The 14326-nt window shown below is 42.7% G+C and carries 9 protein-coding genes; 2 read left to right on the forward strand and 7 right to left on the reverse strand.

The annotated features are described in order from the left end of the window. Nucleotides 1-215 precede the first annotated feature (215 nt). Nucleotides 216-2222 carry a cytochrome c peroxidase gene (locus tag Q0541_RS01790; RefSeq protein WP_298904692.1) on the forward strand — a complete coding sequence of 669 codons (2007 nt, stop codon included), beginning with the start codon at nucleotides 216-218 and terminating at the stop codon, nucleotides 2220-2222. A gap of 310 nt (nucleotides 2223-2532) precedes the next feature. Here the strand turns inward: Q0541_RS01790 and Q0541_RS01795 are convergent, their stop codons facing one another. Continuing rightward, nucleotides 2533-4218, reverse strand: a complete 1686-nt coding sequence (locus Q0541_RS01795; protein WP_298904695.1) for a DUF262 domain-containing protein — start codon at nucleotides 4216-4218, stop codon at nucleotides 2533-2535. A gap of 444 nt (nucleotides 4219-4662) precedes the next feature. Between Q0541_RS01795 and Q0541_RS01800 the strand changes: the two genes are divergently transcribed. Then, the gene (locus Q0541_RS01800) at nucleotides 4663-5457 is read left to right on the forward strand and encodes a DUF2993 domain-containing protein (RefSeq protein ID WP_298904698.1); all 795 of its coding nucleotides are present in this window, start codon (nucleotides 4663-4665) and stop codon (nucleotides 5455-5457) included. Between the two features lie 233 nt (nucleotides 5458-5690). On the opposite strand, the gene Q0541_RS01805 is transcribed toward Q0541_RS01800, so the two are convergent. The 6 genes from Q0541_RS01805 to rodA all read right to left on the reverse strand — a co-directional run bounded on the left by Q0541_RS01805 (nucleotide 5691) and on the right by rodA (nucleotide 14280). Further along, complete coding sequence (locus Q0541_RS01805; RefSeq protein WP_298904700.1) at nucleotides 5691-7082, reverse strand: UDP-glucose/GDP-mannose dehydrogenase family protein; 1392 nt, start codon at nucleotides 7080-7082, stop codon at nucleotides 5691-5693. Between the two features lie 137 nt (nucleotides 7083-7219). Next, the gene (locus Q0541_RS01810) at nucleotides 7220-8170 is read right to left on the reverse strand and encodes a UDP-glucuronic acid decarboxylase family protein (protein WP_298904703.1); all 951 of its coding nucleotides are present in this window, start codon (nucleotides 8168-8170) and stop codon (nucleotides 7220-7222) included. 717 nt (nucleotides 8171-8887) lie between these two features. Then, nucleotides 8888-11026: a cation:proton antiporter gene (locus tag Q0541_RS01815; protein ID WP_298904706.1), complete on the reverse strand. Its 2139-nt coding sequence runs from the start codon at nucleotides 11024-11026 to the stop codon at nucleotides 8888-8890. Between the two features lie 141 nt (nucleotides 11027-11167). Further along, nucleotides 11168-11824 carry an HAS-barrel domain-containing protein gene (locus Q0541_RS01820; protein WP_298904709.1) on the reverse strand — a complete coding sequence of 219 codons (657 nt, stop codon included), beginning with the start codon at nucleotides 11822-11824 and terminating at the stop codon, nucleotides 11168-11170. A 151-nt stretch (nucleotides 11825-11975) separates the two neighbouring features. After that, nucleotides 11976-12173, reverse strand: a complete 198-nt coding sequence (locus Q0541_RS01825; RefSeq protein WP_273766774.1) for an NAD(P)H dehydrogenase subunit NdhS — start codon at nucleotides 12171-12173, stop codon at nucleotides 11976-11978. 790 nt (nucleotides 12174-12963) lie between these two features. Next, nucleotides 12964-14280, reverse strand: coding sequence for a rod shape-determining protein RodA (gene rodA, locus Q0541_RS01830; RefSeq protein WP_298904716.1), 1317 nt, complete (start codon nucleotides 14278-14280; stop codon nucleotides 12964-12966). Between the last annotated feature and the right edge of the window lie 46 nt (nucleotides 14281-14326).

Here is a 14326-nt window from a genome sequence, read left to right on the forward strand (position 1 = left end):
AGTTTTGGACTAGCAGTGCCTACGGCTGGCTCTGCCTATGCGTCATCTGAAAAAGCATCACTCATTTTTGTCTTCAAAATTCTGTGTCAAATTGAATTTAATACCCCCATTTGGAGTTAATTTACAGCGTAAATACTATTGACAAAATTAATTTTATTTTAATCTGTCAAGAATGGCCTCAACATCATAATTCGCACACGTATATCGAGGTCTTAATGATACCCTCAAATGGTGCATTAGCAATGTTACTAGTGCTAATTTCGATGCTTTTTTGGATTTATTTAAGGTATAAAACCAGAATAGGATCTAGATATTCACGCCCTCTGGCAATTTTCGTCATAGTTTCTCTGGCGATCGCTGGTGGAGGTATTGTATCGGCAGTAACACCAAACCCGGCTCCCCTAAATAATATAACCAGTTTACCAGCGGCTACAACTGGAGACCCTAACCCGGCGAACCCACCACTCCTGACAGCAGTGGCTCAACCAAGCAATCTCGGAGACTTTGTTCAAGACCAAACAGCCCTACTCAAGCTAGGAAAATCCCTATTCTGGGATATGCAGCTTGGTAGTGACGGTATTCAGTCCTGTGCTACTTGTCACTTTCATGCCGGAGCTGATAATAGATCAAAGAATCAAATCAATCCTGGTTTTTTGGCATCACTGAAAGATACAACTTTCCAGGTAGGTGGTGGTGCAAACTATCAACTCACGGCGGCAGATTTTCCATTTCACAAACTGGCAGATCCTAATGATCGAACCAGTACAGTTATTTCTGACACTAACGATGTCGCCTCATCCCAAGGTGTGTTTAACAGTGTTATTAATAAAACTGTTCCGGGTCAAGCAGAGGATTCGACTACATCTGTGCCAGATCCAGACGGCTTTCAAGTCAATGGAATTAATGTGCGTCGAGTTGAGCCGCGTAATACTCCAACGGTAATTAATACAATCTTCAACAAACTCCAGTTTTGGGATGGTCGCGCCAAGGAAACCTTCAATGGGGTGAATATAAAAGGAGCAGCAGACTTTAATGCTAAAGTTTACATAGCTACAACATCAAGGCAACTAACTCCTGTTTCCGTTTCGCTCAACAATTCCTCTCTAGCTTCCCTAGTAACCGGGCCACTATTGAGTCCATTTGAGACATCTGCTGGTGGTCGTACCTTACCTGAAGTCGGTGCTAAATTTCTGCGGAAAAAAGGTCAGAAGCTCAAAAGCCTCAGACCCTTAGGTAAACAACTTGTAGATCGGCAAGACAGTGTTTTAGGATCTAACAGTCGAAACCGTAAGCCCGGTCTGGATATCTCATCCTATGATAAGCTTATTCGGCAAGCCTTTAAGAAGCAATGGTGGAAGTCAAAGTCAATCATTCAAGTTGACAGTAATGGAGTACCAACTGTCCTCGGCAAAAATGATGATGGTAATGAGAGTGAGGAAGGACTGACTTTACCTACAAATCAGTTTTCGCTTAGGGATTGGAATTTCTCCTTATTCTCTGGGTTAGCAATGCAAAAGTATATCTCTACTCTTGTGTCTGACCAGACACCTTTTGATAAATTCCAAGCGGGAAATACCAATGCTCTCACCGATCAGGAAAAAAGCGGTCTGACTGTGTTTGTCAATAATCCGGCTAATGGTGGCGGTAATTGTAACATCTGCCATACGATTCCAGAATTCACCAGAGCTTCGGTGAGAAGAACCGCAGGAGTAGCTTCAACTGATTCAACTGATCCGCTGATTAATAATCCAACTAACGGCTTCTTCCCTAACTACGGTGTCAGACCTGCCTTAGATGACCCAGGAGCCGGAAACACTACCACATCACTTTTCAAAGCACCTGCCCTCCGTAACATCGGCTTGACAGCTCCATATATGCATAATGGTGGGAAGGCAACTCTGGAGCAAGTAGTAGACTTTTACAATCGTGGTCGAGGTGACGACCGTGGACCTGGTGCAGCACCGTTGAACTTAACCGATGCTAAAAAAGCTGATTTGGTCGCGTTCTTAAGAACCGGACTTACCGATCAGCGAGTCCTCCTTGAACAAGCACCCTTTGACCATCCGCAATTGTTCATCCCCAATGGACATCCCGGCAATCAAAGTTCAGTGACTGCCAGTGGCAATACTAATGGAACTCCTACGGCTACAGATCAGCTAGTGGAAATACCCGCAGTTGGTCGTAAAGGTGTCATTACTCCCCAGTCAAATTTCTTAGAGTAAGACTCTAGACTTGAAACGTAACCATCTGCCCTTGTTGCATTGCTTTATCCAAAGTAGCAGCATTGGGCAGATTTTCTAACTTAGGGGTGAATATCACTTAATTTTAAGCTAGATTTATAACAAAGATGGGCAACCACGCGCAAGTAAGTTTTATCAATAACTTATTTTTAGACGTATTTACGACAATTCCTGAAACGAGATATCGATCAGCTATTTACCAGATAGCTTCATGATTATGAAAGAGGCGATGTCTGACGACAAGCCGCTCCGCGTCTACGCGCTTTTGCGTAGAGGTTGCGATCGCCTCATTTCACATACTTGGAGAAGACCAAACTCTAACAGCCATATCTGCTAATAATTCTGCTCTTTTATTGATTTCTGTTTCGTTCCACTGTTTCAAATGTTGCAACCCTCGATTCAGACGTAGAGGACTATCTGCGAATCCACCATTCTTTTTATCCCGCTTCTCTATAAACGGGCGATCACTCAACTCAGGGTTATATCCAGTTAGAGTTAGATTACCAATAGTGTGTAGATACTTGGCTCGAATTTCTTTCCATTGTTCTCCCAAATCTGTCTGCCATTCTAAAGAAAGATTTGAATTTTGTGGCATGATATGCTCAATACTATATTCTTCAACATTGACTAACTCTTTCCGCTCATAATTTTCTAGTTTACGAAGTAGATAGTTGCGACCACGAAAGTTGTAAATATCCTTAACTACGAACTCTCGACGAAACTCTTCATCATCTGGAAATCTTTTATAACTCTTTTTACCAGTCAAAGCAATCTGTAAACTTTCTAAGTAGTTTTCTCGGTCAATTTCTCGACTTAAAGTGGCAAAATTCTTGTTCATATAGTTAGTAGGAATGCCACAGATAGTCCGCCGAAATACATAGCTTTCCACAAGCCTAAGAATGCTGATAAATTCTTGTCGTGCTATCTTATTTTGATTGTAATCATCATAAACTTCTATTAAAAATGGATAGGCAACATCTACCTTAAGAGTATTAATATCTGTAATTAACTGCTTAATTTCTTGGTCAGTTTCTTCAGCAAAAGCTAACTTGACAAAATATTTAGAGTAAAGGTAAACATCCGCTAATATCTCTTTGATTAAAGTATCTTTTTTACCTTGTACATAAATCTTAAAGCTACTATAGACTTCTCTAATATTAGGAATAGTTCCTGATCTAGATTTGATAGTCAAATAGTCCCGAATAAAGCGGTCAAATAGCTGAGAATATCCGGTTTTATCAAAGTTTTTCTCCATTGGATGCCAATAGAGGTTGTAAATTTCGTTCTGCTCCTCCGGTTGAAGTCCCATCAGTACATAGTTCCGAATCTTATCTGCTTCCGAAAGCTCAAGTCCTGTGGAATTTAGACTTTCAAATATTAATTGTGGATCATCGCGATCGCGCTCCAAAGAAATTTCTACAATCATTAACTTGCATATACCTCGGTACAGGCTATTGAGGTCAATGTCTAGTTTAGGAATTTGACTCTCAAAATATCGGTAGTTATCAACAAGTTGCTGAGATTTATCGTTAGGTATTTCTGTATCTTCTAGCAATCGAATTAGAGTTTCTCTATCTTTCTTATTTAAAAGGAACTTGTATCGTTCACTACCCTTTGCATGTCTATTAAAAAGATAAAAATCCTCTAGGGCTTCAGAACTAATATCAATTTCTTCATTACTTGCTCTAATAGCTTTACTTAAAACAGAAAGTAGTAATGAAAGGGTGGTTAAACGTTGCTGACCATCAATAACTAACAATTTAGGTATTACTGCTGTTAGATACACAGTATCTACCATGTAAACTAATGAACCAATGAAATGCCCTGAAATTTCATTGTCCTTAGCAGCACGCAAAATATCATTCCATAGCTGCTGGCATTGGGTAATTGTCCAACTATAAGGACGCTGATAGATAGGGATGATTAATTGTTTATTGCCTTCTAAGAAGTTGAGAAACTTGGTTTGAGTAGCTTTCATGGTTTTAGTATTTTATGGGAAAACTGTAGGTATCAAAGCTTCAACACAAACCGCTCTTACGTAATCAGCTAGACTGGATTTAACTGTGTCATCGTTAGCAGTGGTAAGAAGCTGTCTGATGTCCTAGTTCAAGTATTCCCACCAATCAGTTATTGATAACTTTCCTCGCAAAAATTTTATATCAATGTCAACATCTGACTCAGTTTTCCTCACTAGAAATGTTATACTTCTGCTGCATTTCCCGTTTAAATTCCTCAACAAAACGTGTTTGACACGCGTTTATGTGCTTCACTACCTTTATGGTTAGTAATATCTGATACATTGAATTTATAACCATCAGCGATCTCATACCTATCCATCAGGACAATTAATCACGGGATCGCTTGCTGTATTCTTCACAGTTTGTTACAAAAGTACAAAGAACTTCTAGAGACCTAAAACCACATGTTCGGCGGACTTACTGGTTTACAAAATCCTAAAGGCACAGATTGGGGAGAGCGGATGCTCAACACAGTCGCCAGCCAAACGATTCGCCACCTGTTTACCCAAAGCGAGTCAGTAGAAGTTTTTGTGCGCTGCTATCCCTCCAGCAAACTGTTGCAAGGCAGCATTGATAGCTTCAAAATGAGCGGTAGTGGCTTGGTGATTCGGAGAGATTTTGCGGTAGAGGAGATGTCTTTTGAAACCGATGCGGTTGCCATTGACTTCAGCTCGGTTTTAAGTGGCAAACTCAGTCTCAAGCAACCCACTCAAGCGATCGCTCAAGTAATTCTATCAGAAGCAGGCATCAACCAAGCCTTTAATGCGGAACTGGTGAAAAAGCGCCTGCTTAATCTATCCGTACCATCCCTGACGGCATTATCTGGTGGTGAACCAGTCTCCTTTACGGAAGTTCAGGTACAGCTATTACCTGAAAATCGCTTACAGCTCGTAGCAAAAGCAGATTTAAACAATGGTGAACTTGTACCCCTGAGCATGATTCTAACTATAGGCATTGAAAGGCGGCGGCGAGTTTCTTTCAAAGATCCGAAAATTGAACTTGACCAAGTGCCAGAAGCCCAGCGGGAAATCTCGCAAACCTTGAGCGTGGCACTGGTAGAAATTTTGGATAATATGGTTGATTTGGATCGCTTTGACCTCGATGGAGTGAAAATGCGGCTCAACCGATTAGAAACTGAAGGTCAAAAACTTATTTTCAGTGGATATGCTGAAATTGAGCGTATTCCAAATAGCGCTTGATATGAAACTTTTAGGTAAACAAGGTAAGTAAAGTTTTTTTAACGTCAGTTCGACGAACCTCTCCCTGCCTTCTTTGGGCGAAGCTCTAAAACAAAATTAAATACCGCCTAAAATGATCTAGGCGGTATTGTAAATAAATTCTTGGGTTTTTAAGAGAGTTAGAGTCAGCAGTTATGGATTATAGGTTGTAAGTAATTCTTATCCATCATTGATCACTCATAACTCCTAACTATCTATCTTCCCACGCCTACATATTGGAATCCAGCCCGGATCATTACTTCAGGGTCGAGGAAGTTACGACCATCGATGATAACGGGGTGAGCCATCAATTTTGCCATCTTCACATAATCCAGAGTGCTGAACTGCTGCCATTCGGTGACGAGTACTAAAGCATCGCAGCCGTCAGCTAGTCTTTCGGCATCGGTTTCTACTAGTACACCGGAAAGCCCATGACGTAGACCTGTTTGGGAAACAATGGGGTCATAGGCTTTGACTTTGGCTCCTAGTCGGTTTAGCTGCTCAATCAGGTTGAGTGCTGGGGCGTCGCGCAAGTCGTCGGTATCTGGCTTGAAGGTCAGTCCGAGTAGTCCGACTGTTTTGCCTTTGAGAATTTTCAGAACATGTTGGAGTTTCTCCAGAGCAATCAACCGCTGACGTTCGTTGACACTGACAGCGGATTTCAGTAGCTGGGCTTCATAACCATAGTCATCAGCAGTGTGAATCAGGGCGGAGACATCTTTGGGAAAGCAAGAACCGCCCCAACCAATACCAGCTTGTAAAAACTTGTTACCAATGCGGGAGTCTAGACCAATACCTTTAGCTACTTGGGTAACATCAGCACCGACGCGATCGCAAATATTAGCAACTTCGTTAATAAAACTAATCTTAGTGGCTAAAAAGGCATTAGCGGCGTATTTGATCATCTCCGCCGAACTCAGGTCTGTTGCCAAAATTGGCACAGGGGGTAAAGATTGATCCTCAGCATACTTGCGTTCCACAATTGGGGCATACAGTTGTTGCATCAAGGCTACTGCCCTTTGACTATTGCCTCCTAGTACAATGCGATCGGGGTTGAAGGTGTCGTGAACTGCCGAACCTTCGCGCAAAAACTCTGGATTGCTGATCACATCAAACTGGGCTGCAACCTCAGGTAATTTCTCATCACTCGACACCCCACCTGCGGTTATTAGTGTTTTCTGCCGTTCAGCGGTACCATCTAGAACAAGCATCCGCACCCAGTCACCTGAGCCAATGGGGACTGTAGATTTATTTACTATGACTTTATAACCACCGTTGAGATTTTCCCCAATCCCACGGGCTACAGCTTCAACATAACGAGTATCACTTTCACCAGTGGGTAAAGGTGGTGTTCCCACAGCAATAAACAGAATTTCTCCGTGGGTAACTCCAGCAGCGAGATCACTAGTAAAATGAATCTTCTCTGTTTGAATGGCGGACTGCATAATTTCTGAGAGTCCCGGCTCAAAAATTGGGGACTGTCCAGACTTCATTAACTTAACTTTTTCTTCGTTGTTGTCTACGCAAATTACATCATGTCCAATATGAGCCAAGCAAGCACCAGTAACTAAACCAACGTAACCAGTACCAATCACGCAAACACGCATTTTTTAACTCCTCACTTTTTTGGGATTAGTCTTTAAAAAGAAGTTCTCAGACACTTATACACTGCCAGGATCAGCCACTAAGGATATTAGTTATCGAGAGCGAACCTGTATGAAAATTCAGAGCGACGCTAGGCGCTTTAAATAGTTGAATTACTGACATCGCTTTGAATGCGATCGCGAAAATCTTCTATTGTTAGTTTTAACCCGTCTTGCAGAGGAATTGTAGGTTCCCAATTTAACCAAGTTTTTGCCTTTGTGATATCAGGCTGGCGACGCCGGGGATCGTCCGAAGGTAGCGTCTCGAACTTAATCTGTGCGTCCGGGTTGATCATATTTTGCACTGCTTGTGCTAATTGTAAAATCGTGTATTCACCAGGATTGCCCAAATTTACTGGGCCAATGTACTCGCCATTCATCAGGCGGATGAATCCTTCCACTAAATCGGAAACGTAGCAGAAACTACGAGTTTGCGAACCATCACCGTACACGGTTAAAGGATTACCTCGCAAGGCTTGAACTATAAAGTTGCTCACCACCCGACCATCGTTTTCTAACATTCTCGGTCCGTAGGTATTGAAAATCCGAGCAACTCGAATATCAACTTTATTTTGCCTGTAGTAATCAAATGCTAAAGTCTCAGCAATTCTTTTGCCTTCGTCGTAGCATGAACGTATCCCAATGGGATTGACGCTACCCCTGTACTCTTCGGGTTGGGGATGAACTTCTGGATCTCCGTATACTTCACTAGTTGAAGCCAAGAAAAATCTAGCTTTCACACGTTTAGCCAGCCCCAACATATTCAGTGTTCCCATCACGTTAGTTTTAACAGTTTTAACTGGGTTGTACTGGTAATGTACTGGAGAAGCAGGACAAGCTAAATGATAAATTTGATCCACTTCTAACCGAATTGGTTCGGTAATATCATGGCGGATCAGTTCAAAGTACGGATGACCTAACCATTTAAGAATGTTGCGTTTGTGACCAGTGTAAAAATTATCCAAGCATATTAATTCATGCCCATCAGTCATTAGTCGGTCGATGAGATGGGAACCTATAAACCCAGCACCGCCCGTCACCAAAATTCTCATAGTTTCCCAGTTACTTACAAATATTTTCAGTAGCTATTGCACTTACTTTTAGATTACCCAGCTTGAGGACAAAAATACAAAACGAAAAAAAGAACAAGGTTCAATCAAAAAGTGTTGTTGAACTTACTTAGGTTATAGATTTGTGATATTTTTACCTGCTTCCTTAGGAATTTAACTAGCAAAATAACAAACTTAGTCTCAAAATTGTCAGTCTTCCACCTAAAGTTCATCAAATCTTCAATAATATAAAGTGTTTTTACGGTTATTACTGTTCTCACTTGGATGCAAAGCAGCAGAGAGTAAGTTGACCAGAAATGTGCAGTTGTACATCCCTATAGTCGATTCATTTTTTGTAAAGATTTTTGTGAATGTGATGCCCCCGGTGATCACTGAGCGGCTGGTGAGCATCTCGACAACTCTTAGAGACGCTACGCGTAGCAAGATCCCCGTAGGGGTACGCTATCGGTATCGCAGCCCAAGTCGTCCCCCTGTCTTTTTGTTTCCCTATCCTCTTGTTGACTGTGCCAATTTTAGATTTTAGATTTTAGATTCAAGAATTAAAAATTATTTCGGTTCATGCCCTGACATTGTGTGGGCGGAACAATTCCATTATTCCATTATCCAAAATTCGGCTTGCCCCACACCCAATCTTGCTGGGGTGAATCCAAATTCCATTATTCTATTATCCAAAATTGATAGAGTGAACTCTGGCTCGTATCATACAGCAGATGTAATGCTGGTAACCGGGTTAGACATAACTATATTTGTGGTTTGAGTGCTTTGCGGTTCTCCAAGCATGATAATGGAGCAGGTGAGTTGTCTGGCTAACTGGGTTGTGACATCGCTAATAGCTAACCCTCCAGGGCTGGTACGATTACGTATAAAAGGTAAAACGACTAAATCATATAATCGTGCTGCCTGCAAAATTGCTTGGGCAACATTTTCATGAGCGATAATTTGAATTTCTGGGGTATTGGTCAAAGCTAATTTAGATACCAATAGGGAGAGATGCGATCGCCTCCAAGCAATTTTACTGGAACTAGTGCGGCGATCGCACACATTCAGCACAGTAATGTGGCTCTGATTTGCCTCTGCCAGCATCTGGGCAAATTGCACAGGCTGTAATGTAGGTGCTGTTAAGTTTTCTACTGGTACTAAGATGCGCTGAATTTTTTTCGGTGATTCTACTAGACGTGTCACCGCTACTGGACAATGGGATGCCCAAAGCACACCATCAATCACATTCCCAAATAAACGCGCTCGCAATCCAGTCCGTTTACCCCAACCCATAACAATTAAATTAGCATTTTGTTCACGAGCAGCTCTGCTAATTCCCTGAGCAAAGGCATCATCAATTCGCAGCAGTGGTTCTGCAGCTACACCCAATACTCGACTTTGGGCCGTGGCTTTGGTCAATAACCGCTCACTCCGTTGTAGAGAGGCTTCTAACTGCGGTGCATCCATCTGAGCAGCAGCAGCAGCGATCGCTAGTGGTACAATTTTGCCCTGAGACTGACGCGCTAATAATGCCGCCATTTCAATCAAATACTGCTCGGTCTGAGGATTATAAACAGGTACGACTATAGTAAAGGCACTGTCTGTTTCTGGTGCGTTTTGGTCAGGTAGGGGTGGTGCTGGATCTTCGGCTGGCGAGGAATTCAAACCAACAGCTATTCTACTAGTTATCAACGGCCCCAAGGTTGATGTGACAAGCATTAAGACAATGACACTGTGTAATACTTCTAATGGCAGCAACTCAGCTCGGTATCCCACTAACGTTGCTGCTAATGTTGTAGCAACCTGGGGAAGTGATAGCGACCAGATAGTTAGCATTTCTTGCCACTTATAGCGGTAAACCAGTTTTGCGAACAAAGCTGCAATTAATTTACTGACAATCAAACCGACTATCATCAACAGCGTTAACTTGAGCGTGTTCAGGTTGTTCACAGAGGCAGGTAGATTGATCAGTAAGCCAAGGTCAACAAAGAAAATGGGAATAAATAGCACACTGCCAATAAATACCACCTTTTCTTTGACTGGGCCTTCACCCACAGCTTCATTCACCGCCAAACCCGCTAAAAAAGCACCAACAATTTTTTCTACTCCAATCAATTGAGCGCCCACAGCCGCCAGAAACACAGAAAGCAACACAAACAAAAACTTGTTTCCTTCGTCGTCTCCAGACCGTTTGAAAAATTCTTTGCCTGCCCAATCAAAGCCTGTGACAACGGCAACAGAGTAAATAGTTAACCAACCCGACAAGGTGAGTAGTTTAGCAAAGCTGAATGCTCCAGCATGAGTGATGCCTACACAAACAGCCAATATCAGCATTGCACCAATATCTGTAAAAATCTTAGCTCCAATGGTGACAGTAACAGCTTCATTGTTTACCACTCCCAAACGGCTGATTATGGGATATGCCAAAAGGGTATAGGAAGCGAATAAAGAGCCAATTAAGATTGAAGTATTCCAGCCAGAGCCTAAAATTAGCCCTACTAAGGTTCCCATCACTACGGGTACACTGAAAGTCAAGCTAGCAAACCCAAAGGCACGACTTTTTCGGCGGCGGAACTGTTCTAGATCAACTTCTAACCCTGTGACAAACAGCAAGTAAATTAACCCAATGTCTGATAGCAGGTTAATCAGCGGCGAGTCAGACTGAAATAGATTCCAGCCTGAGGGCCCAAGTACTAGCCCTGAGAAAACCAAACCCACTAATCCTGGTAATCTTAGCCGCTCAAACATGATGGGTATAACTAAGATGACCACCAGCAAAATAGCAAAGGGAACAATTGGTTCCTTGCCAAGAACTTGGGAAGTTGGTTCCAGAACAAGAACTTGTGATATGAGTTCCATAGGTAGGAATTGAAGGGGCTATGGTAAAACTGCGATTACCTTGGGGCTGATCGCCTGAGCGATATAAATGTAGAAGCCACCTGACGAAAAATCAAAAATATTAACTTACACTAACTAGGCAATTATTTAAGAACTAACTATCTACGGATGGATTTGACTCAAAATGAACCGCAAGCGATCATAGTCGTCTTTTAGTAGCACGCTCAGGCTACGTCCAGCTTTAATTAACCATTCTCGGTCAGCTTTGCGTAACTGGTATACATCTCGAATGGCAGCTGCGCTCAAAGACTCTACTGGCGCACTGTTTATAGAAAGCAGTGTCCGCAAAAAATCTAGTTCTTCAGTAAATTTAATGATTGCTTCTGGTTCGCACCGATAAACAGCTTGATGAATTTGCGGGGGACGGGGTGGTAGATACTGATATATTCTTTGGTTATAACCTCGATTTTGGGAAGACTGCTCAAATCCCACGATCGCAGCCCGGAATTCAGTTCTGAGCATGGCAAATATTTGGGGTTGTTCCTCGCGTAAGTCTTGCAATGACAATCCCAAAGCTCTAGCCCGGTGTACGGAATCTATAGGCATGGTTGTGGCATAATACACCACAGCATAAACTTGATTGCCAGATTCTTCATCTACAGAACAGACCCAACTACCAAAAGGTGGCATGGAGGGAAAGCTCAAATCTTCCGGTTCCAAACACTGGGCCAAAAATTCGGTACTATTAGTCTCAATCACCTCCGCAATGTGGTTGGGATGGCGATCGCCAGTAGCAAACTGTGGTAGGGGAAGGCGCATGGGAGTGCTGTTGCGGATAGCTGTTGTTGAGCCAGTGCTGTTAGTGGATAGCTATGGTTGAGCCAGTGCTGAGTGCTGAGTTAGAAGTTATGAGTGATGAGTTGAGGAATCATAACTCCTAACTCCTAACTAATCTCACTCCTAACTAATCTTATTTGGCTTTTTTACGTCCGGCTGTGGTCTCTACGAGTGACAATTCGCTCAGGCGGAAGGTAACTAATTTATCCCAGTTCCCACCTTCAAATAATACGGCTACTTTGCCATCACTCACCCGTTGCACGAGTCCTTCGTAGCGGTAATAGGTATCTGCACGATTGTTGACGCGAACAGTTGCTCCAGGCAGAATCATGTTTTTAGCCTCGCTTGTTTCCTGTTATATAGCTTAATACTTTTGACAGTCCCCAGCCTAAATGCTTGTCGTTACCCATCTCTTTTTAATCTCTGGCTTCGTTGCCAACCCGTCTTGGAATAAATAAATTCCTCTTGCTTATAGGTTAAGTCCTTTCAAAAAGACTAAATACAAGGTTTTAAGTCATGTAGATGGTTAAACTCTGTGTGTTAGGGAAAATTTTAGTCCACTTAAATGGACAGTAGTTCTGAGCCGCTGAACTTAAATTCTGGGCGGGATGTGGATCAGTGCAATATTTTAACTGTTATAAAAATGTGGCTAATGGCTAACGCACCATCCCAGATTTTCGGTTTATCCAAGGAAAGCGATCGCTAATTAGTGTTATGCCGTAGGGTAAGGCACTATCCCAGATTTTCGGTGCGTTAGGACTAATGTCCATAATGCACCCTACGAGATTCAAGCCAATGTGGATGAGGTTTTCCGACTTGTGTGTACACGGTAGCCTTAAAAAGGAGGGGGAACCAAAAGCCCCCTTTTTAAGGATCTCTTGTGCGGTAAGTCCTAAAGTCCACAGTTTAGGAGTTTTTGACCCTTGACCAGAAACAAAAAGGTACAAGCCCCTAAATTTACTTATGGAAAATAAAAAAAATGTATTTTGAGATACGTAGTACAAGAAATACTACGTCAGTTGACTCAGAGCAACTAAATTTATTTATGGGGTTCAAAATGTTTGAATGAGTGACTTTTGACTTCCCCGAACGCAAGAGCGTCCCGTAGAGAAGGGGCTGACTCATGAATAATACTTCTGTCTTTGGCGAAAATTTGCTACCGATTCTACTATTCCCAAGGAAATGAAGTTAGTCAGCATAGCAGAACGCCCATAACTCATCCAAGGTAGGGGAATTCCTGCCACAGGCGCTAAACCTACAGTCATGCCAACATTAACAATCACCTGAAATACAATCATGGACAAAACGCCAATAGCCAACAAGGAACCAAAGTTATCTTTGGCGGTTTGGGCAATATGCAGTAGACGGAAGCAAATTAAGCAGAAGACAAACAGCACTACCAAGCAACCAACAAAACCGAATTCTTCCCCTACTGCGGAGAAAATAAAGTCTGTATGCTGTTCAGGTACAAAATTCAGTTGTGTCATTGGCCCCTTGAACAGACCCCATCCCCAAATTTCACCAGCACCAATAGCAATACGAGATTGGATTAAGTGATACCCAGCACCTAGTGGATCATGATCGGGGTCCATGAATACAGTTAGTCGCTCTTTTTGATACAGTTTCAAAATATGGTTCCAGGCGAAGACTCCTAATTCGCCACCCAGTATATTGAGACTCCATGCACTGATAGCACCGAAACCAAATCGACGCCAGGGAAGAGTTTGCCAGCCTACAATAGCCATCGCAACTGACCAAACTAGCCCTAATGGGCCAAAAGATAGTTCTTTGAATAAAACTATCGGCTCTGCTAATGGCCAAGATATACTCAGCAAAATGGCGGCAACCACCGGAGAAATCATCAGAACTAACCAGCCAGGGTTAGCATTTGCCCAGTAAAGCATTCCTAAAACGATCGCACCAAATACCATTGATGTTGCTAAATCTGGCTGTAAAAATACTAATCCCCAAGGTATAGCGGTGATTGCCAGAACCCGGAAAACACTTTCCAGGCTAGAAGCAGTGCGCCTGTGTAACAAAGCTGCTAAGGTGATGATCATGCCGACTTTGGCAAATTCTGAGGGTTGCACGTTAAAACCAGCGATACTAATCCACCGCTGCGCCCCTTTGGCGCTAGTGCCAGCGATCATCACGGCGGTTAAGCTAAAGTTCGTTAGTGCGTATGTTACCCAGTGCCACTGCATCAAGAGTTCGTAACGCGTGCGAGATAAAAATAGAGCTATAAGCACACCGATACCCGCTACCAGCCAGTGCCACCACCAGTCAGTTACTGGCTGCTTCAGTTCCGTGCTGAGGATCATGATGCCACCAAAGATACTGACAGCAATTGGTAAACAAAATAGTAGCCAATCTACATCCTGCCAGGGCTTAACCCAAGACTTCCAACGAATTTTGGGAAGCGATCGTTTTAATAACATTGTGCCAGTTTAGACTTTTTTAAGTGTTGGGCATTGGGGAGCCACT

Origin of the sequence: uncultured Nostoc sp. (genome assembly GCF_937863485.1) — a bacterium.
In the GTDB taxonomy this organism is placed as follows: Bacteria; Cyanobacteriota; Cyanobacteriia; order Cyanobacteriales; family Nostocaceae; genus Nostoc.

Coding starts and splice junctions, on each gene's coding strand:
- Q0541_RS01790 (WP_298904692.1), top strand. CDS start 216: ATGATACCCTCAAATGGTGCATTAGCAATGTTACTAGTGCTAATTTCG.
- Q0541_RS01795 (WP_298904695.1), bottom strand. CDS start 4,218: ATGAAAGCTACTCAAACCAAGTTTCTCAACTTCTTAGAAGGCAATAAA.
- Q0541_RS01800 (WP_298904698.1), top strand. CDS start 4,663: ATGTTCGGCGGACTTACTGGTTTACAAAATCCTAAAGGCACAGATTGG.
- Q0541_RS01805 (WP_298904700.1), bottom strand. CDS start 7,082: ATGCGTGTTTGCGTGATTGGTACTGGTTACGTTGGTTTAGTTACTGGT.
- Q0541_RS01810 (WP_298904703.1), bottom strand. CDS start 8,170: ATGAGAATTTTGGTGACGGGCGGTGCTGGGTTTATAGGTTCCCATCTC.
- Q0541_RS01815 (WP_298904706.1), bottom strand. CDS start 11,026: ATGGAACTCATATCACAAGTTCTTGTTCTGGAACCAACTTCCCAAGTT.
- Q0541_RS01820 (WP_298904709.1), bottom strand. CDS start 11,824: ATGCGCCTTCCCCTACCACAGTTTGCTACTGGCGATCGCCATCCCAAC.
- Q0541_RS01825 (WP_273766774.1), bottom strand. CDS start 12,173: ATGATTCTGCCTGGAGCAACTGTTCGCGTCAACAATCGTGCAGATACC.
- rodA (WP_298904716.1), bottom strand. CDS start 14,280: ATGTTATTAAAACGATCGCTTCCCAAAATTCGTTGGAAGTCTTGGGTT.